21 protein-coding genes are annotated in these 19,816 nt (G+C 67.9%); 16 read left to right on the top strand and 5 right to left on the bottom strand.

Annotated features, from left to right (window positions below):
• Positions 1-2: 2 nt before the first annotated feature.
• Positions 3-917, top strand: coding sequence for a copper homeostasis membrane protein CopD (gene copD, locus KF910_RS06580; RefSeq protein WP_292259778.1), 915 nt, complete (start codon positions 3-5; stop codon positions 915-917).
• A 113-nt stretch (positions 918-1,030) separates the two neighbouring features.
• Positions 1,031-1,432, top strand: a complete 402-nt coding sequence (locus KF910_RS06575; RefSeq protein ID WP_175359347.1) for a four-helix bundle copper-binding protein — start codon at positions 1,031-1,033, stop codon at positions 1,430-1,432.
• Between the two features lie 64 nt (positions 1,433-1,496).
• Here KF910_RS06575 and KF910_RS06570 read toward each other — a convergent pair whose 3' ends face one another.
• The 3 genes from KF910_RS06570 to KF910_RS06560 are packed head-to-tail and all read right to left on the bottom strand — an operon-like array spanning position 1,497 to position 3,653.
• On the bottom strand, positions 1,497-2,009 hold the full coding sequence (locus KF910_RS06570; RefSeq protein WP_292259776.1) for a YybH family protein: 513 nt from the start codon (positions 2,007-2,009) through the stop codon (positions 1,497-1,499).
• Between the two features lie 16 nt (positions 2,010-2,025).
• Entirely contained in the window at positions 2,026-2,502 is a 477-nt protein-coding gene (locus KF910_RS06565) for a DUF411 domain-containing protein (protein WP_292259774.1), read from the bottom strand.
• Complete coding sequence (locus KF910_RS06560) at positions 2,499-3,653, bottom strand: acyltransferase family protein (protein ID WP_292259773.1); 1,155 nt, start codon at positions 3,651-3,653, stop codon at positions 2,499-2,501. Before KF910_RS06560 ends, KF910_RS06565 begins: the two co-directional genes overlap by 4 nt.
• Before the next feature lie 129 nt (positions 3,654-3,782).
• On the opposite strand from KF910_RS06560, the gene KF910_RS06555 reads away from it, so the two are divergent.
• From KF910_RS06555 to KF910_RS06525, 7 genes are all read left to right on the top strand, one after another.
• Entirely contained in the window at positions 3,783-4,061 is a 279-nt protein-coding gene (locus tag KF910_RS06555; protein WP_175359343.1) for a hypothetical protein, read from the top strand.
• Entirely contained in the window at positions 4,058-4,498 is a 441-nt protein-coding gene (locus tag KF910_RS06550) for a Spy/CpxP family protein refolding chaperone (protein WP_175359342.1), read from the top strand. Before KF910_RS06555 ends, KF910_RS06550 begins: the two co-directional genes overlap by 4 nt.
• A gap of 9 nt (positions 4,499-4,507) precedes the next feature.
• The gene (locus KF910_RS06545; protein ID WP_175359341.1) at positions 4,508-5,077 is read left to right on the top strand and encodes an RNA polymerase sigma factor; all 570 of its coding nucleotides are present in this window, start codon (positions 4,508-4,510) and stop codon (positions 5,075-5,077) included.
• Positions 5,078-5,205: 128 nt separating this feature from the next.
• Positions 5,206-7,017, top strand: coding sequence for a copper resistance system multicopper oxidase (locus tag KF910_RS06540; protein WP_292259768.1), 1,812 nt, complete (start codon positions 5,206-5,208; stop codon positions 7,015-7,017).
• Positions 7,014-8,204, top strand: coding sequence for a copper resistance protein B (locus KF910_RS06535; protein WP_292259767.1), 1,191 nt, complete (start codon positions 7,014-7,016; stop codon positions 8,202-8,204). Before KF910_RS06540 ends, KF910_RS06535 begins: the two co-directional genes overlap by 4 nt.
• Before the next feature lie 18 nt (positions 8,205-8,222).
• Entirely contained in the window at positions 8,223-8,606 is a 384-nt protein-coding gene (locus KF910_RS06530; RefSeq protein WP_175359338.1) for a copper resistance CopC family protein, read from the top strand.
• Positions 8,607-8,616: 10 nt separating this feature from the next.
• Positions 8,617-8,841 carry an ammonium transporter family protein gene (locus KF910_RS06525; protein ID WP_175359337.1) on the top strand — a complete coding sequence of 75 codons (225 nt, stop codon included), beginning with the start codon at positions 8,617-8,619 and terminating at the stop codon, positions 8,839-8,841.
• Between the two features lie 179 nt (positions 8,842-9,020).
• Here the strand turns inward: KF910_RS06525 and KF910_RS06520 are convergent, their stop codons facing one another.
• Entirely contained in the window at positions 9,021-9,443 is a 423-nt protein-coding gene (locus KF910_RS06520; protein WP_175359336.1) for a MerR family transcriptional regulator, read from the bottom strand.
• A 54-nt stretch (positions 9,444-9,497) separates the two neighbouring features.
• Here KF910_RS06520 and KF910_RS06515 point away from each other — a divergent pair, with 54 nt between their 5' ends.
• The 6 genes from KF910_RS06515 (at position 9,498) to KF910_RS06490 (ending at position 17,058) form a co-directional block, all read left to right on the top strand.
• Complete coding sequence (locus KF910_RS06515) at positions 9,498-10,169, top strand: cation transporter (protein ID WP_175359335.1); 672 nt, start codon at positions 9,498-9,500, stop codon at positions 10,167-10,169.
• Positions 10,170-10,380: 211 nt separating this feature from the next.
• Positions 10,381-10,725 (top strand): hypothetical protein, encoded by a 345-nt coding sequence (locus KF910_RS06510; RefSeq protein WP_292259763.1) that lies wholly within the window; start codon positions 10,381-10,383, stop codon positions 10,723-10,725.
• Positions 10,726-10,782: 57 nt separating this feature from the next.
• The gene (locus KF910_RS06505; RefSeq protein ID WP_292259761.1) at positions 10,783-12,036 is read left to right on the top strand and encodes a TolC family protein; all 1,254 of its coding nucleotides are present in this window, start codon (positions 10,783-10,785) and stop codon (positions 12,034-12,036) included.
• Entirely contained in the window at positions 12,036-13,220 is a 1,185-nt protein-coding gene (locus KF910_RS06500; protein WP_292259760.1) for an efflux RND transporter periplasmic adaptor subunit, read from the top strand. Before KF910_RS06505 ends, KF910_RS06500 begins: the two co-directional genes overlap by 1 nt.
• Before the next feature lie 11 nt (positions 13,221-13,231).
• The gene (locus KF910_RS06495) at positions 13,232-16,453 is read left to right on the top strand and encodes an efflux RND transporter permease subunit (RefSeq protein ID WP_292259759.1); all 3,222 of its coding nucleotides are present in this window, start codon (positions 13,232-13,234) and stop codon (positions 16,451-16,453) included.
• Positions 16,450-17,058 carry a cation transporter gene (locus KF910_RS06490; protein ID WP_292259758.1) on the top strand — a complete coding sequence of 203 codons (609 nt, stop codon included), beginning with the start codon at positions 16,450-16,452 and terminating at the stop codon, positions 17,056-17,058. The genes KF910_RS06495 and KF910_RS06490 overlap by 4 nt, the downstream gene beginning before the upstream one ends.
• 462 nt (positions 17,059-17,520) lie before the next feature.
• On the opposite strand, the gene cysS is transcribed toward KF910_RS06490, so the two are convergent.
• Positions 17,521-18,930, bottom strand: a complete 1,410-nt coding sequence (cysS, locus tag KF910_RS06485; RefSeq protein ID WP_292259757.1) for a cysteine--tRNA ligase — start codon at positions 18,928-18,930, stop codon at positions 17,521-17,523.
• A gap of 116 nt (positions 18,931-19,046) precedes the next feature.
• On the opposite strand from cysS, the gene folE reads away from it, so the two are divergent.
• Positions 19,047-19,667: a GTP cyclohydrolase I FolE gene (gene folE / locus KF910_RS06480; RefSeq protein ID WP_292259756.1), complete on the top strand. Its 621-nt coding sequence runs from the start codon at positions 19,047-19,049 to the stop codon at positions 19,665-19,667.
• The last annotated feature ends 149 nt before the right edge of the window (positions 19,668-19,816 follow it).

Here is a 19,816-nt window from a genome sequence, read left to right as displayed (position 1 = left end):
CCGTGCTCGAAGTCGCGGTCATCGCCCTCCGCTGGCTTCAATACAGCGGCGCTGTCGTCTTGCTCGGCGCGCCGCTGTTCCTGCTCTACAGCTTCAGGCGGGACGACGGTCCGAACCTGACCTGGGCGCGGCAGACGCTGGCCTTCGCCGCGATCGTGGTCGGACTTGGATCGCTTGCTGCCTTGGTGGCCCAGACCGCCGTCATGGCGGGTTCCCTGAGCGAAGCGGTCAAGCCAGCGTCCCTGTCCTTCATGATCACCGGGACCGGACTTGGCATGGCCATGGTGGCGCGGGCCGCGATCGCCCTCCTTGGCCTTGTCGTGGTTGTCGCCTTGACGCCTGGCAGGGCGATCTGGTGGCTGATGGTGGCCCTTGGACTCCTTGTCGCCGCCAGCTTTGCCTGGACCGGCCACGGCGCGGCGACCGAAGGACCGGGCGGCGTCATCCATCTCGTCGCCGACGTCATCCACACGGTCGCAGCAGCCTTGTGGTTGGGAGCCTTGGCCGCCCTGACGATCCTGCTGCTGCGCCGAACCGCGCCGGACGATCTCGCGATTCATAGAGCCCTGCACGGGTTCGCCGGGCTGGGGACCCTCGCCGTTGCTCTGTTGGTGGTGACGGGCTTGGCGAACAGCTGGTTCCTGGTCGGCCCGGAGCGGCTCGAAGGCTTGGGAACCAACCTCTATGGGCAGTTGCTGATCGCCAAGCTGGTGCTGTTCGTCCTGATGCTGGCGTTGGCGGCGGACAATCGCTACCGCCTCACGCCCTCGCTCGGGCTGAAGCTGCAGGGCGCGGAAGATCCAGTCGCGGCCCTCCAGCGGCTTCGACGCAGCATCGCGGTCGAGGCCGCGCTTGGCGCCGCCATCCTTGGACTCGTCGCCGTCATGGGAACGCTTCCGCCGCCAGCCGCGCTGTAGCCCCTCTACGCAGGCGCGCCCGACTCCCCTCGCGCCGCCCTCCTCACCTTTATGTTCTGGAACCGCCCGAACGAAGGCGGGTTGGCTTCGCATCCCCAGCCAAGGAGAGCGCCATGCACGCCCAAGAGATGATAAGCACCCACCCGCACGTCAGGGGTTCGGTCAACACCGCCCTCGCGCGGTGCATCGACGAATGTTATGACTGCGCCCAATCCTGCGTGATCTGCGCTGACGCCTGTCTCGGCGAGGAGATGGTGCAAAGCCTGCTCCAGTGCATTCGACTGAACCAGGACTGTGCTGACATCTGCACTGCGGCTGGCGCCGTCGCCTCTCGCCGGACGGGCTCGAACGAAGGAGTCATTCGGCTGACCTTGCAGGCGTGCGCCGAAGCTTGCCGGCTGTGCGCCGAGGAGTGTGAGCGCCACGCGGACATGCATGAACACTGCCGCATCTGCGCCGAGTCTTGCCGCCGCTGCGAAGAGGCCTGCAACGCCGCTTTTCAGAGCGTTCAGTAGGGCGAGCCAGGCGGCGGCTGGCAGGCCTTCGGTGACGAGCCTTCACGCATCGCCGTATCCTCGTCTAGCGAGGCGCGCGTGACGACCAGTGGATGTGGTGGATGCGCCAGCCGTCGGCGTGCCGCTTGAGGACCATCGTCTCCGTCGTGAGTCGATCCACGGCGCGGCCGTTGAACTGGCCAGTCGTGCGGCCCTCGCTGGTGATCCACGCGATGTCGCCGTCGGCCCAGCCCGATCTGCGCGCCACCGTCGCCTCCGAGGCGGCGGCGAAGGCGGCGTCCGCTCCCAGGTGATGGGACGCATATTCGTCGCGCGACCGCTCCGCGCCGCCTTCTTCGAAGATCATCACATCGGGCGCCAGAAGCGTCAGCGCGCCGACCGTGTCGCCGGCCTTGAGTGCGGCGTGGAAGGCATCGACGGCGGTGGCCGCGTCCGCCGCTTCCGCAGCGACCGCGCCTGGGTCGGAGTGGCCGTGGGCGTGGTCCTGGGCGAAAGCGGGTGTCGCCGAGAGCACAGCGAACGACAGGACGAGGGCAAGGGGTGTGCGAGACATGGCAAGCTCCGGATTGTGGATCACCTGAATGGCCTGAGCATCAGACCGGTCGGTTGTGGCGATTGAACACGCGGGTGGCTCCTGATCGGAGCACCAGCAAAGTGTCGTAAGGTTCCTTTTGCCCCTGGGGCGTCTCCATGCCGGGCGAACCGAGCGGCATGGCCGGCACGGCGATGCCTACCGCCGTCGGTCGCTCGGCCAGCAGCCGGACGACGTCAGCAGCCGGCACATGACCCTCGACGAGATAGCCGTCGATCAGCCCAGTATGACAGGAGGCCAGGGCGTCCGGCATTCCTCGACTGCTGCGGACTGACTGGAGGCTCGGAAGAACCGTGATGGTGGTGCTGAAGCCTGCCTCGCGCATGTGCGCGATCCAGGCGTCGCAGCAAGCGCAGGTCGGCGTCTTGAAGACCGTCAGGTTCCTCGACGGGCGCGTCTGGGCGCAGGCCGTTCCGCTCAAGCCGATGAGGACCCCCGCGCCCAGGAACAGGCGACGGTTCAGGTTCGCAGGGTTCAAAAGGGTTCTCCCTGATCGCTGTGAACGGATCGTTTGGCTTCGATGGGGTCGGCGCGCTGCGGCGCCATCCGCCCCCGGAGCCAGCGGCGGCCGGGCTGCTCGACGAGGACATGGATGGCGGCGGCGACGACGAGCGTCAACACCAGCATGGCGATGAGTTCAACTACGCCCATCCGGTAATCTCCGGGCCAACCCGCGACGGCCTGCGCCGCATTGCGCCAGACCATCAGGATGGGGATGTGGACGAGGTAGAGCGCGAACGAGGCTTCGCCGGCGAACAGGGCGACGGGGTGGGAAAGGAAGGTCCGAACGTCCGCCTTGGCCAACAACGCGAGCGACAGGATGAAGGGCCCAGCGGCCGCCACGATGATGCGATCGTCGGCCCCGATCTGCATCAAGGCGAGCAGCGCGACCGTGGCGGCGAGAGCACCTATGACCGACACGCGCGCTGAAGGCGTCCAGCGCTGCCCGAGGTAGTAGAGACCGATGCCGTAGAGGAATTCAGGGATGATCCGCAGGATGCCCATGCTGTCTTCGGCCCGAGGCAGCACGCGTCCGAACTGCACGCGATAGATCGCATCCAGCGCGACGAACAGTATCGCGGCGAGCGCGATCAGCACCCATGGTCGGGCCCGCAGTCGTAACGCCAAGGCGGCGTAGGCGGGAAACGCGAGATAGGCGAACCACTCCGCAGACAGTGACCATGCCGGTCCATTCCAGAGCACCAGGGTCTCACGCGGAAACCAGGCCTGGACGAGCAGGAGGGTGCCGACGAAGTCTGCGGGATTGAACCGGCCTGGCTCCAGCCCGACCCCGAACAGGGGCGCCGCAAGCACGAGCCCCAGCATGGCCAGCAGGATGAACAGGTGGGCCGGATAAATCCGCGCGAACCGCGCCGCCAGGAACCGCCGATAGTCCAGCGGCCGGTCCCCTTGCAGATAGACGTGCGTCAGGATGAAGCCCGACAGGATGAAAAAGACGTCCACACCCAAGCGCGCGCGGTTCAACAAGCCTGCGCTCTCCGGCGGCAGCGTCCAGTAGAGTTGGTAATGGAACAGCACGACGCCGAGCGCGAGGAAGAACCTGACGCCGGTGAGCGGATCGAGCACATCGGGAAACGGAGCCCTCGCGGGGCCTGACCAGGCGCTCACATCGCTTCCCCCGGATGACAGGGCCGTTCCCGGTCGTTCTCTGATATCTACGCGGGCGACGGCTCGCCCCCTCGCGAGGGAAAGATTCAGCGGGCGCGTATGGGAGAGGGGGCGTGACGCAGGTGCGCAATGACTGACGACATAGACAGACTGATCGGCCAGGTCGCGCCGGGCGACATCGCCGGGCTCGCAGGCGTGGAGGAAGAGGTCTGGGCGCGGATCAGCGAACGCGGAGCGCGGGCTCGTATGGGGCAGGTCCGGCTCGCCGCCATCGCCTTCGCCCTGGTGATCGGCATCGCAAACGGAGGTTTGATGCTCGTGGCGCCCCGACCGGGGCCGTCCGAGTTGCGGGTTTTCACCGTGTCGGCCGGGCTCTCACCCTTCGCCGGTTTGGAGGCTCGCGGATGAGGGCGACGTGGAAGGCCATCGTCATGACCGCGGTTTTGGCGGCCCTGGCCAGCGGCGCGGCGACCTGGGCAAGCGCGGCCTGGATCATGCGCGAGCGCCAACCGCCGAGTCTGCACAGCGTCCTTCATGAAAAGCTCGATCTGAGCGCCGAGCAGGATCGCCGGCTCGACGTCATCGAGGCCCGCTTCGCCGCGAGGCGACCGGCGTTGGAGGCGGAAGTCCGCGCCGCCAATCGCGAACTGTCGGCTGCGATCGCAGCCAGCGATGGCGATACGCCCCAGGTCCAGGCCGCAGTCGATCATTTCCACGCCGCCATGGGAGATCTGCAGAAGGCGACCATCGCCCATGTCTTCGAGATGCGATCGGTGTTGACACCGGCTCAGGCCGAGGTGTTCGACGCCGCGGTGGTCGACGCCCTGCGCGACGACGCCGGCTAAGCGCGGCGCGTGGGGGCCGAAGACAGCATAGAGGCCCGTGCGGCGCGCGGCGATGCAGCCGCATTCACCGCCCTGATGACCGCGTCGAAGGCCGAGCTCTACAGGTTCGTTCGCCGCTATGTCGGCGACGAGGCCGAGGCTCACGACGTGCTTCAGGAAGCCTACGCCTCCGCCTGGCTGGCCTTGCGGCGGTATGATCCGGCGCGGCCATTCGACGTCTGGCTCCGCTCCATCGCCCTGAACAAATGCCGCGATTGGAGCCGTCGGCGTGCGGTGCGCCGTGTCGTGCGAGGGGTCATGGGACTGGATGCGCCCGAGGCGACCGCGGTCGGCGACGAGGCGCCCCTGCCGGAGACCCGTCTGGACGACCGGCGCAGGGCCGAGGCCCTGCAACGGGCGCTGTCCGACCTGCCGGACGCCCTCAAGGCGCCGCTCCTGCTCGCCACGCTCGAAGGGCGGTCTCATGCCGAGATCGCCTCTATCCTGCGCATTACGCCCAAGGCCGTGGAGACTCGCGTGGCTCGCGCTCGCAGGAAACTGGCGGAGGCGCTGGCCTGGTCGCCGAACGCAGACGCTTGACCTTGCCATGATGGGAAGGTGCACAAGGCCACGATCGCGTTGGCTGTGGCGTCCTGACGCAAGGGGCGCGTAGCCGGGATGCGTATCTAAACGAACGGCCGAACAGCCGACCAAGGATTCAATCGCCCATGTCGACCCCAAGTCTCGATCGCCGAATGCTTCTCCGTGGCGCCGCCGCCGGCGGTGGGCTGCTGGGGCTGCAGGGCCTGCTGCCGGCCTGGGCGCAGACCGGCTCGGCCGGCCTGCGGGCGGACATGCCGACGCTGACCGGGCCGAACGTCGATCTGACGGTCGGCCACTCGCCGTTCACCGTCGGAGGTCGGACGGGGCACGCGATTACCATCAACGGCGTCCTGCCGGCGCCGCTGCTTCGCCTGCGGGAGGGCCAGAACGTCCGGCTGTCGGTGGCCAACACCCTGGACGAGGACACTTCGATCCACTGGCACGGCTTGCTGGTGCCGTTCCAGATGGACGGCGTGCCCGGCATCAGCTTCCCTGGCATCAAGGCGCGTGAGACCTTCGTCTACGAGTTCCCGATCCGGCAGTCGGGGACGTTCTGGTACCACAGCCACTCCAATCTCCAGGAGGCGATGGGCCACTATGGACCGATCATCATCGATCCGGCGGGCGCCGATCCCGTCGCCTACGATCGAGAGCATGTACTGGTGCTGTCGGACTGGAGTTTCATGCACCCGCACGAAATCCTGGACAAGCTGAAGAAGAGTCCCGGCTATTTCAACCAGCAGCGAACGACCCTCGCAGGCCTGCTCGACGGCAGCGACCGGATGAGCCTGGAGGAGCGCCGCATGTGGGGCCAGATGCGGATGGACCCGCGCGACATCCTCGACGTCAACGGATCGACCTACACCTACCTCATCAACGGCCACGGACCGCAGGAGAACTGGACCGGGCTGTTCCGGCCCGGCGAGCGGGTCCGGCTGCGCGTCATCAACGCCTCGGCCATGTCGATATTTAACGTGCGTATTCCGGGGCTACCGATGACGGTGGTGCAGGCCGACGGGGAGAATGTGCGCCCGGTCGAGACCGACGAGTTCCAAATTTCGGTGGCGGAGACCTACGACGTCATCGTTCGGCCGACCGAGGACCGCGCCTACACCATCGTCTCGGAAGCCATCGACCGTTCCGGCATGGGCCGGGCGACCCTGGCGCCGCGCCTGGGCATGACCGCCGAGGTCCCGCCACTGCGTGAAGTCCCGAACCTGACGATGCGCGACATGGGCATGGGCGGGATGGACCACGGTTCGATGGACGGTATGTCCGGGATGGATCATGGCGCGATGACCGGCATGCATCATGGAGCCTCGACGCAAGGCGGGGCTCCGGCGGGAGACATGGCCGGAATGTCCATGGCCGGAATGAACATGCGCGACCCCGAGAACGCTCCGCCGGACATGGCGGTCGGCGTCGGCGTAGACGCCATCGCCATGGACCCGGCCAATCGCCTGGGTGAACGGCCGATCGGGCTGGAGGACGTGCCGCACCGGGTGCTGGTCTACACCGATCTGGTGTCCCTCGCCCCCAACAAGGACCAGCGGGCCCCGTCTCGTACCATGGAAATCCATCTGACGGGCAATATGGAGCGGTTCATGTGGGGCTTCGATGGCCGCAAGTTCAGCGAGCTGGTCGAGCCCATCCGCTTCGAGCGCAACGAGCGAGTGCGGGTGACCCTGGTCAACGACACCATGATGGCCCACCCAATCCACCTGCACGGCCACTTCTTTGAACTGGTCACAGGCGGCCCGGCCGGGCACCAGCCGCTCAAACACACCGTCAACGTCGCGCCCGGCGGCAAGGTGACCTTCGATCTGACCGCCGACGCGCCTGGCGACTGGGCCTTCCACTGCCACATGCTGATGCACATGCACGCCGGGATGTTCAACGTCGTCACTGTGCGGCCCATGGACGGAGCCGCGTCATGAACCGCGTCGCCATCGCCCTCGCGCCGCTGATCCTCGCGGCCAGCCCTTTCAGCGCCCAGGCCCAGGACCCTCATGCAGGCCATGCCATGCCGGCGCCAACACGGCCCGCGGCCGAACCGGCCCCCCGCCCCCAAACGCCGGCCCGGCCGACGGCGCAGGACCCGCACGCGGGCCATGTCATGGCCCCCGCCCAAACCGCGCCGGTGAGCGATCCTCACGCCGGCCATCAGATGCCGGCTCAGCCCGCGACGCTGGATCCGCACGCGGGGCACGACATGTCGACAATGCCGCCTGTCGAGCAGATTGATCCGCACGCGGGCCACGACATGTCGACCATGACCCCCGCCCAAGCCGACCCTCACGCCGGCCACGACATGTCGGCGATGAGCATGGGGCCGCCGGACGTGCCGACCAGCGCCGACAACCCTGGGAGGCCGCCAGAGGACCCGCTTCCAGTCGCGGCCCTCGCCGGTCCGGCCCACGCGGCTGACCTGGTCTTCGGAACCGAGGCCATGGCAGCCGCCCGTCAGATCCTGGTGCGCGAGAACGGCGACGTGCGCACCACGGCTGTCATCATCGACCGCCTCGAAGCTGGGTTCGGCGACGACGAAGAGACCTATCTCTGGGACGTCCAGGGCTGGACCGGCGGAGACATTAATCGCTTCTGGTGGAAGTCGGAAGGCGAGGGCGACTTCGGGGGCGATCTCGAAGAAGCCGAACTCCAGGCGCTCTACAGCCGCGCGGTCACGCCGTTCTGGGACGTTCAGGCGGGCGTACGCCAGGATTTCCGACCCGACGGCGAGGACACGACCCATCTTGTCCTCGGGCTTCAGGGACTGGCCCCTTACTGGTGGGAGATCGACGCTGCGGCCTTTCTGTCGACCGAGGGCGACCTGACCGCCCGCGTCGAGGCCGAGTACGACCAGCGCATAACCCAGCGCCTGATCCTCCAGCCGCGCCTCGAAATCGACGTCTCCGCCAGCGAGATTCCAGAACTGGAGATCGGCTCCGGCCTGTCCTCGGTCGAGGCAGGCCTGCGGCTGCGCTACGAGTTCCGCAAGGAGTTCGCGCCCTACGTCGGCGTCGAGTGGAGCCGCGCGCTTGGAGACACCGCCGATTACATTGAGGCCCGGGGCGGCGAGCCCGACGACACCCGCTTCGTCGTCGGTCTCAAGGCCTGGTTCTAGATTGAAGGAGACCTTCCCATGATCCGCACTCTCGCCATCACAGCCGCGCTCGCGTTCGCCGGAGCCGCCGCCGCGCAGGATCCGCATGCGGGCCACACCATGCAGGCCCCGGCGGCAGCGCCCCAGTCGGGCGTCACAACGGTCCCCGCTGACGGCGCGATGACCCATGGCTCGCCTGAGCGGTTCAGCGTGACCTTTCCCCATCCGATGATCCTGAAGACGGTGACTTTTACTGCGCAGGGTCAGGCACCGATCGTCGTCGATGTCCCAGCGGCCGCGGCCGAATCGACCGTCGAGGTTGCGTTGCCGCGCCTCGCGCCGGGGACCTATACCGCGGCGTGGACCGCCGAAGGCGCGGACGGCCACGAGATGTCCGGCTCAATTCGCTTCATGGTTCACTAGGAGGACGACGATGAATGTTTCCAAACTGCTGGCGGCGGCCGGGGCGGCGTTCGTGCTGAGCGCTGGCGCGGCGCTCGCGGCCGAAGGCTGCGAATGCTGCAAGGACATGGCGGCCGACGCCGAGATGAAGTGCTGTGACGAGACCCCTTCAGCTCAGGAAGAACCGGCGCCGCCGTCGCAGCCGGCGACCGGTTCGGCTTCGACCTCCGCGCCGGAAACCGTGCCTCATAGCTGACGTCCTGGCCGGAAGCCGGGCGTTTTAGTCCTGATCGCTGCCGCCGTGCGTCCGCCGGCTCAGGACTGCCGCCCTTTCTGTTCCTGAACTCGCGAGGCGGAGTTCCAGGTTTCCCCTCGCGGAAGGTCCAGCGGGGAGGGCGCCCCGGCAGCCTCCTTTCACCGAGCCCTCGTGACGCGTCAGTGGTGCGGACAAGTCGCATCCTGCAGGACCTCGATCACCTTGCAGGCGGACACCTGCCCGCCGGCGCAGTCCGCCGTCATGCGTGACAGTTCGCGTTCAAGCGCCTTCAGCTGTCGAATCTTTTCCGAAACCGCCCTGAGGTGCTGCTCCGCAATCCGGTTCGCTTCCGCGCAGGTGCGGTCCGGCTGGTCCGCCAGATCGAGAAGAGAGCGGATCGCATCCAGATCGAAGCCCAGTTGGCGTGCATGGCGAATGAAGGCGAGCCGGCGAAGGCCAGCGTCATCGTACAGTCTTCGATCGCTCGCGGTCCGTGGCGGCGCGGGCAACAAACCGGCCTGTTCGTAGAAACGGATCGTAGGAATCTTCACGCCCGTCGCGGCGGAGAGCTTGCCGATGGTGAGGAGAGCAGTGGCGGCCATGAGGGGAAAATAGGCGCTTGATCCTCTAGTGACTAGAGCATGTAGGCAGGTTTCATGGAACAGAATGAAGCCTCATGCGGGTCGGCCGTAGGGTGTTGCGGGTCTGCGGTTAAGTTTGACGGTGCGTCGCCTGCCTACCGGCGCGTGCTGGTCAGCGTGATAGCCATCAACCTCGTCGGCTTCGGCGCCGTCCTGATCGGAAGCATCGCCCAGGGATCTGCCGCGCTCGCGGCGAATGCGTTGGACTTCCTCGCGGACAGCGTCACCTACACCGTGAGCCTCTGGGTCATAGGGCGTTCTGTTCAGGTCCGCGCGACTGCGGCGCTCGTGAAGAGCGCGAGCCTTGCAGCGCTTGGTGTCGGCGTGCTCGCGTTCGCGACATGGCGGGCTCTGACGGGCGCAGCGCCAGAGGGAGTTGTCATCACCGGGCTTGGCGCTTTCGGATTCGCGGCCAATCTACTGGCCGCGGCCTTGCTCATTCGCTTCCGGGACGGCGACGCCAACGTGCGATCCGTTTGGCTCTGCACAAGAAACGATCTGATCCACAGCCTTGGCGTGGCTGCGGCAGGCGGGTTGGTCTGGCTGACGGGCTCGCGTTGGCCCGATCTGGTTGCGGGCGCGCTGTTGGCGGGGATCTTCCTGCATTCCGCCTGGTCGATCACACGTCAGGCGCTTGAGGAAGCTCGTGGCGTCAGAAGGCGCGAGCCTGCCGGGAGGCCGGCATGATTGCCGCCCGACACAGCACCGCCCTCTGTGGAAGCGCTCATCGCGCCGACGTTAACGCGCGGGCCCGGTCAAGCTCAGGCGAGCCGCCTCCAACGTGGCGTCGCACAGGCGCATTCATCGGCCGGTCTCCCGCCCTAGCGGGACAAGCAGCCTCTGTAACGTACTGTGTAACACATTGGCTGGGGCCCCGAACGATAGTATGGAGCGCGCGATGACCTGGTCGACGACGACATGGGCGAAGTTGATTGTGGCGATGACACTTGGCTTCGCCGCCTTTTTCCTCGCGCCCGCCGTTGATGCCGCGACGTGCATCCCGGAGCCTCCGGCCGCCCATGCCGTGGCCGAACACGATCCAGGCGAAGGAGACCACAGCAGCAAGATGGGCGGTCACGGCATCTGCGCCCACGGCCACTGTCACCATACCGCCACCGCTCGAGCCCAAGGGGCGGAACCGATCGCGGCCGCCTTCGGCGAAGCGCCGCTGCGAGGCGGCCGACAGGACGATTTCCGGGCTTCGTTCGCGCCCGAAGGTTTGAAGCGACCGCCCAGACTCTGACCGGAGACCTGCGCCCGCGCGGGCGCCTCTTCGTGATCAGAAATCTGGAAATGGAACATGTCTCCCTCGTTTCGCCGGCGACCGCGTCTCGCGGTGGGCTGCGCGCTCGTCGCCCTCACGGCGACCCTGGCCAGTCCCGCTTGGGCTGACCCCGCCCCGACCTATGCCGAGTTGCTCTCCCAGCTCGGCCAAACCCCCGCCGCCCTCGAGGCCGGCGCCAACTACGACGCCGCGGAAGCCCGCGTCCGGCAGGCGGGCGTGCGCCCCAATCCGGTGCTGGGGCTCGATGTCGAGAATGCGTTCGGCTCGGGTCCCTTCTCCGGAATGGACAACGCCGACACGACCCTGGCGCTGAGCCAGGATCTCGAGCTCTGGGGACGCAGGCCGGCGCGGATCGCCGCCGCCCGCGCCGAGGCCGGCGCTGTCGGCGTGGAGCGCGATCTTGCGGTGATCGACGCGGCCGGCCGTCTGGCCCTGGTCTATGCCGAAGCCGAAGCCGCCCAGCGCCGGGCGACCTTGGCGGAGGAGGCCCTCAATCTTACCGTGGCGGACGCCCGCGCGGCCCTGGCCCTGGTCGAGGAAGGACGCGAACCCCTGCTGCGCGGCATCCAGGGCGAGGCAGAAGCCGCCTCGGCTCGGGCGACCTTCGACGAGGCGGTCGCGGAACGCGACGCGGCCTATGCCCGCCTCACCGCCGTGGCGATGATCCCTGTGCCGGTGACGAGCATCGACGTGAGCCTGCTGGACGAGGCGCCGATGACCGGGCGCTCGGTCATCGGCGACGCTCCCACGGTGCGCGTCGCCGAGGCGCAACGTTCGGCCGCCGAGCGCCGGATCGACGTGCAGCGCACCCAGGTCCGGCCGGACATAAATGCGAGCGTGGGCATCCGTCGTTTCGAGGCGGAGGACGCCACGGCCCTGACTTTCGGGATCAGCATGCCTCTGCCCCTGTTCGACCGGAACCGGGGGAACATCGAGGCGGCACAGGCCGAGTTTCGCGCAGCGGACGCGCGTCTGATGTCGGCCCGGCAGGAGGCGCAGGCCGACCGCGCCGCCGCCGTGGCGCGCCTGTCGGCTTCGGCCAGCCGCGTGCGGGCCGCCGACGGCGGCGTCACCGCGGCCGAGGAAGCCTATCGCCTGTCGCGGATCGGCTTCGAGGCCGGGCGCATCTCGCAGGTCGAGCTGCGCGTCACCCGTACCGCCCTCATCAACGCGCGGTCCGCCGCGGTCGACGCCCGTCTCGCGCGCGTGCGCGCCGAGATCGATCTCGCGCGCCTGGATGGCCGCGCCCCGTTCCAAGGAGCCCAGTGATGCGAAAGATCACGTCCAACAAGACCCTGCTGATCGGCGGCGTCGCCGCCCTGGTGATTTTCGGTGGCGGCGGTCTCTGGCTCACCGCCCAGCGGTCGGAGCCGGCCCCCGCCGCATCGCAAGGCGAGGCCGCTCATGCCGAGAGCGAGCCCGGTCCTGAAGGCGAGGCGCCCGAGGGACGGATCGAACTCTCGGCCGCGCAGATACAGGCTGCCGGCATCACGGTGGTAAGTGTCGGCCAGGGAGGCGGTGGAGAGACCCGTCTCGCCGGTCGGGTCGAGCCCATGGTCGATGCCCGGGCCGCGGTCGCTGCGGCGGTGGGCGGCCGGATCGAACGCGTCCTGGTCGCGCCCGGCCAGTCTGTTCGCGTCGGCCAGCCCTTGGTCAGCGTCGTGAGCGGCGAGGCGGCGACCTTCCGGGCGGAAGCCGATGCGGCGGCTGCCGAGGCCGAGGCGGCGCGACAGGCCTATCAGCGCAATCGCAACCTCGCCGACCAAGGCATCGTCGCCCGGCAGGAGGTGGAGGCCTCCCGCGCCCAACTGCTGAGCGCCGAAGCGGCGACCCGCGCCGCCCGCGCACGTTCCAGCGCGGCCGGCTCGCCGAACGCGTCCGGACGATTGAGCGTAACCAGTCCCATCTCGGGGGTCGTGAGTAGCGTGCAGGTCGGACCCGGCGGCTTCGTCGCCCAAGGCGGCGTGGTCGCCGAGGTCAGCAATCCTGCCCGCGTCGAGATGGTGTTCAACGCACCGCCGGCCTTGGCCGCCAATGTTCGGGCGGGGTCCGCCATGCGGGTCACCGGACCGAACGGCGAGTTCGACGCGGTCGTCACCGGGGTCGCCGCCGACGCCGGTACGGGCGACAGCGGCGCGACCCTCATTCGCGCCCGCCCGGTTGGCGCCGGCCTCCCTCCGGCCGGCTCCGCCGTAACCGGCGCGGTCGTGACCGGTCAGGCCACCGGCGGTCTGACCGTCCCGACCGAGGCGGTCCACACCGTCGAAGGGAACACCGTCGTGTTCGTCCAGGTCGAGGGCGGCTTCCAGGCCACCCCCGTCCTGGTGGGACGCCAGGCGGCCGGCCGCACGGAGATCCTGCGGGGCCTGACCGGCAGCGAACGCATCGCCGCCGCCAACGCCTTCCTGCTCAAGGCTGAGGTGGCCAAGGGCGAAGCCGAGCACGGCCACTAGGGAGGCATCGAATGTTCAAAGCCATTATCGAGGCCTCCGTCCGCTTCCGCTGGTTCGTGGTTCTCGCCACGGCCCTGGTCGCGGCCGTGGGTCTGTTCAACCTCACCAAACTGCCGATTGACGCCGTCCCGGACATCACCAACCGGCAGGTTCAGATCACCACCGTCGCCCCGGCGCTCGCGCCGGAGCAGATCGAGCGGCAGGTCACCTATCCGCTGGAGACGGCGATGGCCGGGATTCCCGGCCTGACCTCGACCCGCTCCCTGAGCCGCAACGGCTTCAGTCAGGTCACGGTCATCTTCACCGACCAGACCGACATCTATTTCGCCCGCCAGCAGGTGGCCGAGCGGTTGGCCCAGGCCCGCGAGTCCATGCCCGACGGGGTCGAGCCGGCTCTGGCCCCGATCACGACGGGTCTTGGCGAGGTGCTGATGTGGACGGTTGATTATAGGCCGTTCAACTCCGAGAACCTCGCACGTCCGGGCCAGCCGGGCTGGCAGGCGGGCGGGGACTACCTTACGCCCGAAGGCGAACTCCTCACCACGCCCCAGGCGCGCGCCACCTATCTGCGGACCGTGCAGGACTGGATCATCGCCCCGCAGATGCGGACCGCACCCGGCCTGGCCGGCGTCGACACCGTCGGCGGCTATGTGAAGGAATACGCCGTCCGTCCGGACGCGGCCCGACTGTCGGCCTATGGCCTCGGCATGGGCGACCTGATCCAGGCGCTCGATCGAGCCAACACCCAGGCCGGCGCCGGCTACGTCCAGCGGGCCGGCGAAGCCCTGACCGTCAGGACCGACGCCCTGGCTCTCACGATCGAGGACCTCGCGCAGGCGCCGGTCGTGAACCGCAGCGGCCTGGTCGTCCGGGTCGCCGATGTCGCCACCGTCGAGATCGGACAGGCCCCGCGGCTCGGCGGCGCCAGCCGTGACGGCCACGAGGCCGTCCTCGGCACCGCTCTGATGATCGCCGGCGGCAACAGCCGCACCGTCGCCCAGGCGGCCGGCGACCGACTTGAGGAAGTGCAGAAGACCCTGCCGCCAAGCATCGAGGCGGTGACGGTCCTGGACCGCTCGGCGCTGGTCAACTCCACCATCGCCACGGTGGCGCGCAACCTGACCGAAGGGGCCCTGCTGGTCATCGTCGTCCTGTTCCTGCTGCTCGGCAACATCCGCGCCGCCTCGATCACGGCCCTGATGATCCCGATCAGCTTCCTGTTCGCGGTCATCGGCATGAACCGCTTCGGGATCAGCGGCAACCTGATGAGCCTCGGCGCGCTCGACTTCGGCCTTCTGGTCGACGGCGCGGTCGTTGTGGTCGAAAACACCCTGCTTATGCTCAGCCAGCGCCGCGCCGAACTCGGCCGGATGCTGACACGGCGCGAGAGGCTCGAGGTCGCTGGCGCGGCCGCGCGGCAGATGGTCAAGCCGGCCGCCTACGGCCAGCTGATCATCCTGCTGGTCTTCACCCCCCTGCTGATGCTGGAAGGGGTCGAGGGCAAGACCTTCATCCCGATGGGGGCGACGGTGATGCTCGCCCTGGTCGGCGCCTTCATCTTCTCCTTCACCTTCGTGCCGGCCATGACCGCGCTGCTGGTGCGGGATCCCAATAAGGTCGAGGTCGACGAACACGGTCACGCGCACGAACACGAGACCTTCATCCTACGGAAGGCCCGGCGCTGGATCGAACCCGCGATCCGCGCGGCGGTCGATCGGCCGAAGATCGTGCTGATCGCCGCTCTAGGCGCACTCGTCGTCGGCGGCGTCGCCTTCACCTCCCTAGGGCGGGAGTTCATCCCGACCCTGGACGAGGGCGACATCGCCATGCAGGCGCTGCGGGTCCCTTCGGCCTCCCTCGAGCAGTCCCTCGCCATGCAGATGGCGCTGGAGCGTGCCATCGCGGCCCAGCCCGAGGTCGAGACCATGTTCTCACGCACTGGCACAGCCGAGGCGGCTGTCGACCCGATGCCGCCGAACATCTCCGACAGCGTCATCGTTCTGAAGGACCGGCGTGACTGGCCCGATCCAAACCTCGAGAAGGAACAGCTGATCGCCCGGATCGAGGAGGTCGCCTCCCAGCAGATCGGCAACAATTTCGAGTTCAGCCAGCCAATTGAGCTTCGCTTCAACGAGCTGATCTCTGGCGTGAGGACCGATCTGGCCGTCATGGTCTACGGCGACGACTTCGCCACGATGCAGCGGGTCGCCGACCAAGTCGCGGACGCCCTGCGCCAGACCCCGGGTTCGGCCGACGTCCGTGTCGAACAGGCCTCAGGCCTGCCGACCCTGACGGTCAGCGTCGACCGGTTCGCCGCGGCCAACTACGGCCTGTCGGCCGCCGACGTGTCCGAGACGGTCTCGGCCGCCATCGGCGGCGCGGAAGCGGGCCGGATCTTCGAAGGCGACCGCCGCTTCGATGTGGTGGTCCGCCTTGCCGATGAGGCGCGCAACGATCCGGCCGCCTTGGCAGCCCTGCCCATCGTGTCCTCGACCGGGGTGACCGTGCCCCTGTCCTCGGTCGCCCGCATCCAGAGCGCCGAGGGGCCAAACCAGATCAGCCGCAACGACGGCAGCCGTCGTATGGTCGTTCAGGCCAATGTGCGCGGTCGCGATCTGGGCGGCTTCGTTTCTGACGCCCAGCAGCGGGTCGATCAGGTCCAGCTTCCGACCGGGGTGCGCCTCGACTGGGGCGGCCAGTTCGAAAACCTGAAACGCGCCGAGCAAAGGCTCGGTCTGGTCATTCCCATCGTCTTCATCCTGATCGGCGTTCTGCTGTTCATGGCTCTGGGATCGTTCGCGGAGGCCGGCCTGGTCTTCGCATGTGTGCCGCTTGCTCTTGTTGGCGGGGCCTTGGCGCTGCTGCTGAGAGGGATGCCCTTCTCGGTGTCAGCGGCTGTCGGCTTCATCGCTGTGTCTGGGGTTGCAACACTCAACGGTCTGGTGCTGATGCAGGCCATTCGGGAGCGGCTGACGGCGGGGGCAGTCCCGACCCTCGCTGCTATCGAGGGCGCCTTCAGCCGGCTTCGCGCCGTGCTCACGACCGCCATGGTCGCCATCGTCGGCTTCATCCCGATGGCGATCGCTCACGGCGCCGGAGCCGAGGTGCAGAAGCCGCTGGCCACCGTCGTCATCGGCGGCCTGCTGACGGCGACCGCCCTGACCCTTCTGGTCCTGCCCACCTTCGCGGCCAAGGCCGTGAAGCACCGGAAAGCGGAAGGGATCGAAGAATGAGCGGAGCCCACGAAACGAACCAGCTCCAGCGCCGCACTCTTCTGGTGGTGTTGGCCCTGAACGCTCTGCTGTTCGTGAGCTTGGGAGTCGGCGGCCTTGCCGCCGACTCCAGCGCCTTGCTCGCTAACGCGGTCGACAACGGGTCCGACGCCGCCGTTTACCTGATCAGTTTTATCGCCGTCGGGCGAGCCCTGATCTGGAAGACTCGCGCAGCCCAGGTCTCCGGAGTCATGCTGCTGATCTTCTCGGCTTTGGTCCTGCTCGACGCCCTGCGACGGACGCTCACCGGAACCGAGCCGGTTGGTCCCACGATGATGGTCCTCGCGGTCGTGGCCGCAGTTATCAACTTGGTGTGCTTGCTCCTGATCCGTCGGCAGCAGAGCAACGACGTCAACATGAAGGCGGCCGAGACCTTCAGCCTCAACGACTTCGCCTCCAATGGGGGCATCCTGATCGCCGGAGGACTGGTCATGTGGCTGGATCAGTCTTGGCCCGATCTCCTGGTCGGCGTCCTAGTCGCAGCCTTGGCCGCCAAGGGGGGCCTCGACATTCTTGGCGACGCGCGGGAGGTGCAGCGGGACGCCAACTCGCCGCCCCCGGGGTGAGCCATTCCTGTTCCTGACCGACACCGCCGTCGGCTTGTTGGTGATGCTGACTAGACCACTTCCGCCCGGATCACTGGCTGAACCAGCTCGTCGAAGGGTTTGAACAACCCCCGGGGCGGGCCGCCTGCGAAGGCTAAGGGCTCCGTCCAAACAGGCTGGTGCAAAAGGCAGACCTTGTTGCAAGCGACCCGGATCGTTGTTCAGCGCTTACACACTCTCTTACACAGTGGGGCGACCTGTGATAGAAAGACGAGCGGTATCAGATGGTTGGAACTGGCCTGTGTGACTTAAAATCCCTCGACCTCGGTCATGCGGGTTCGACCCCCGCCGCTCGCACCATCGGCCGAAGGCTGGCGCCTCTGCTAACCCGCCATAGTCGGCAGCTGGGGTCTGCTCTGGTTTTAGAGGGCTTCCCTCTCCCATCGGGAGAGGGGGCGTGCGGGCGTCGCGTGTCGATTGCGCCTAGCTTTTCAGCCGCCAGGTCGCGCCCTGGGGGCCGTCCATGACGACGACGTTCAGCTCGGTCAGACGGTCGCGGATGCGGTCGGCGGCGGGCCAGTCCTTGGCCGCGCGGGCCGCCGCGCGCTGGTCCAGCAGACTTTCGACCTCGAGGCGCAGGTCGTCCGAGACCTCGCCCTCCAGCCAGGCGGCCGGGTCGGACTGGAGCACGCCCAGGATGTCGGCGCAGGCGATCAGCCGGCCCTTGGCCTCGGCGACCCCGGCCGTATCGCCGGCGGTCATGCCGCGCTCGATCTCGCTGGACAGGGCGAACAGGACGGCCATGGCGCCGGGGGTGTTCAGGTCGTCCTCGATGGATTTCAGGAAGTCGGCCGGCGGTTCGACCTCGACCGCCGGGACCGCCGCCGCCCGGTGCAGGGCGCCATACAGCCGGTCGAGATTCTTCTTCGACTGGTCCAGCAGGCTCTGGTTCCAGTCCAGCGGCTGGCGGTAATGGGCGCTCAGCAGGGCCCAGCGCACCACCTCGCCCGGCATCGACTGGACCAGGTCGTGCAGCAGAAGGACGTTGCCGACCGACTTGGACATCTTTTCCGCGTCCACGGTCAGGAAGCCGTTGTGCATCCAGTAGCGGGCGTATTCGTCGTGTGAGGCGTCACCGTGCGCATGGCCGTGGGCGCAGACGCCTTGCGCGATCTCGTTCTCATGGTGCGGGAAGACCAGGTCGATCCCGCCGCCGTGGATGTCGATGGGCAGGCCCAGGTTCTGCTCGATCATGGCCGAGCATTCGATGTGCCAGCCCGGTCGCCCGTCGCCCCAGGGCGAGGGCCAGGACGGTTCGCCGGCCTTCGAGGGCTTCCACAGGACGAAGTCGTGCGGATTCTTCTTGTAGGGGGCGACCTCGACCCGCGCCCCGGCGATCATGTCGTCCAGGTTCCGCCCCGACAGGGCGCCGTAGGCCGGATAGGCGGCGACATCGAACAGGACATGGCCTTCCGCCGCATAGGCGCAGCCGGCGTCGATGAGGGCCGCGATCTGGGCCACGATGGCGTCCATATGGTCGGTGACGTGCGGGGCGATATCCGGCGGGCTGACGTTCAGCCGGGCCATGTCGTCCAGATAGGCGGCCTCGTATCGGGCCGTGACCTCGCCGATGGGCACGCCTTCCTTGGCCGCCTTGGCGTTGATCTTGTCGTCCACGTCGGTGACGTTGCGGGCGTAGATGACCTTGTCCGCCCCGTATTCCCTTCGCAACAGCCGCGCCAGGACGTCGAACACCACCGGCGGCCGGGCGTTGCCGATGTGGGCGTAGTCATAGACCGTCGGGCCGCAGACATAGAGGGTCACCCGGTTCGGATCGCGCGGCTGGAACAGGCGCTTTTCACGGCGCAGGGTGTCGTGGATGTGCAGCGGCATGGTCGCAGGCTTGCCCAAGTTTTCTTGCAGGACGCTAGGGAAGGTCCATATAGCCGGGCCAGAGGCGAGAAACAGTCACGGCCGATTGTTTATTGCGCCGCCGCGAGAGATCGAGAATGAGCGTCAATCCCGTCAAGCCGGTCCTGGTCGGCGACAACGACCGCAAGCCCCGCCCCAGCCGCGAGGCGGCGATGGAGGCGGTGCGCACCCTGATCGCCTGGGCCGGCGACGATCCTGAACGCGAGGGCCTGATCGACACCCCACGCCGGGTGGTCGACGCCTATGGCGACTGGTTCCAGGGCTATGACGCCGACGTCGCCAAGGAACTGAGCCGCACCTTCGAGGAGGTCGAGGGCTATGACGACATGGTCATGCTGCGCGAGATCGAGGTCGAGAGCCACTGCGAGCACCACATGGCCCCCTTCCTGGGCAAGGCCTATGTCGCCTATGTGCCGACCGACAAGGTGGTGGGCATCTCCAAGATCGCGCGGGTGGTCGAGATCTTCTCGCGCCGGCTGCAGACCCAGGAGACCCTGACCCAGGAGGTCGCCGCCGCCCTCGAATCGCATCTGGCGCCCGCCGGGGTCGCCGTCCTGATCGACGCGGCGCACCAGTGCATGACCACCCGCGGCGTGCATCACCGCCATGTCTCGACCCTGACGACGCGGTTCACGGGGGTGTTCAAGACCGATCCGGCCCTGATGGACCGGTTTCTGAAGCTGGCGGGGCGCGGCTGAGGCGTTTCGCCTGACGCGGGTATTTTTGCGTCGGGAACCTCCGGCCGTCCGAGACCGCTTTACAAGCGCGGCCGGGGACGCCAAGAGACATACTCGAAAGTGCAAGTTCGGCCCGCGCGCCTCGCGTCGGCCCAAGATGGAGACCAGCG

The sequence above is a fragment of the Brevundimonas sp. genome, assembly GCF_019636155.1.
GTDB lineage: Bacteria > Pseudomonadota > Alphaproteobacteria > Caulobacterales > Caulobacteraceae > Brevundimonas.
The sequence above is the reverse complement of the archived record's forward strand: the minus strand, read 5'-3'. Positions and strand labels throughout refer to the sequence as shown.

Bases quoted from the DNA above. Each gene is read 5' to 3' on its own strand.
- KF910_RS06575 (WP_175359347.1), top strand. From the start codon at position 1,031: ATGCACGCCCAAGAGATGATAAGCACCCACCCGCACGTCAGGGGTTCG.
- cysS (WP_292259757.1), bottom strand. From the start codon at position 18,930: ATGCCGCTGCACATCCACGACACCCTGCGCCGTGAAAAGCGCCTGTTC.
- KF910_RS06490 (WP_292259758.1), top strand. From the start codon at position 16,450: ATGAGCGGAGCCCACGAAACGAACCAGCTCCAGCGCCGCACTCTTCTG.
- KF910_RS06550 (WP_175359342.1), top strand. From the start codon at position 4,058: ATGAGGGCGACGTGGAAGGCCATCGTCATGACCGCGGTTTTGGCGGCC.
- KF910_RS06505 (WP_292259761.1), top strand. From the start codon at position 10,783: ATGTCTCCCTCGTTTCGCCGGCGACCGCGTCTCGCGGTGGGCTGCGCG.
- KF910_RS06500 (WP_292259760.1), top strand. From the start codon at position 12,036: ATGCGAAAGATCACGTCCAACAAGACCCTGCTGATCGGCGGCGTCGCC.
- KF910_RS06525 (WP_175359337.1), top strand. From the start codon at position 8,617: ATGAATGTTTCCAAACTGCTGGCGGCGGCCGGGGCGGCGTTCGTGCTG.
- KF910_RS06515 (WP_175359335.1), top strand. From the start codon at position 9,498: ATGGAACAGAATGAAGCCTCATGCGGGTCGGCCGTAGGGTGTTGCGGG.
- folE (WP_292259756.1), top strand. From the start codon at position 19,047: ATGAGCGTCAATCCCGTCAAGCCGGTCCTGGTCGGCGACAACGACCGC.
- KF910_RS06495 (WP_292259759.1), top strand. From the start codon at position 13,232: ATGTTCAAAGCCATTATCGAGGCCTCCGTCCGCTTCCGCTGGTTCGTG.
- KF910_RS06555 (WP_175359343.1), top strand. From the start codon at position 3,783: ATGACTGACGACATAGACAGACTGATCGGCCAGGTCGCGCCGGGCGAC.
- KF910_RS06530 (WP_175359338.1), top strand. From the start codon at position 8,223: ATGATCCGCACTCTCGCCATCACAGCCGCGCTCGCGTTCGCCGGAGCC.
- KF910_RS06510 (WP_292259763.1), top strand. From the start codon at position 10,381: ATGACCTGGTCGACGACGACATGGGCGAAGTTGATTGTGGCGATGACA.
- KF910_RS06520 (WP_175359336.1), bottom strand. From the start codon at position 9,443: ATGGCCGCCACTGCTCTCCTCACCATCGGCAAGCTCTCCGCCGCGACG.
- KF910_RS06535 (WP_292259767.1), top strand. From the start codon at position 7,014: ATGAACCGCGTCGCCATCGCCCTCGCGCCGCTGATCCTCGCGGCCAGC.
- KF910_RS06540 (WP_292259768.1), top strand. From the start codon at position 5,206: ATGTCGACCCCAAGTCTCGATCGCCGAATGCTTCTCCGTGGCGCCGCC.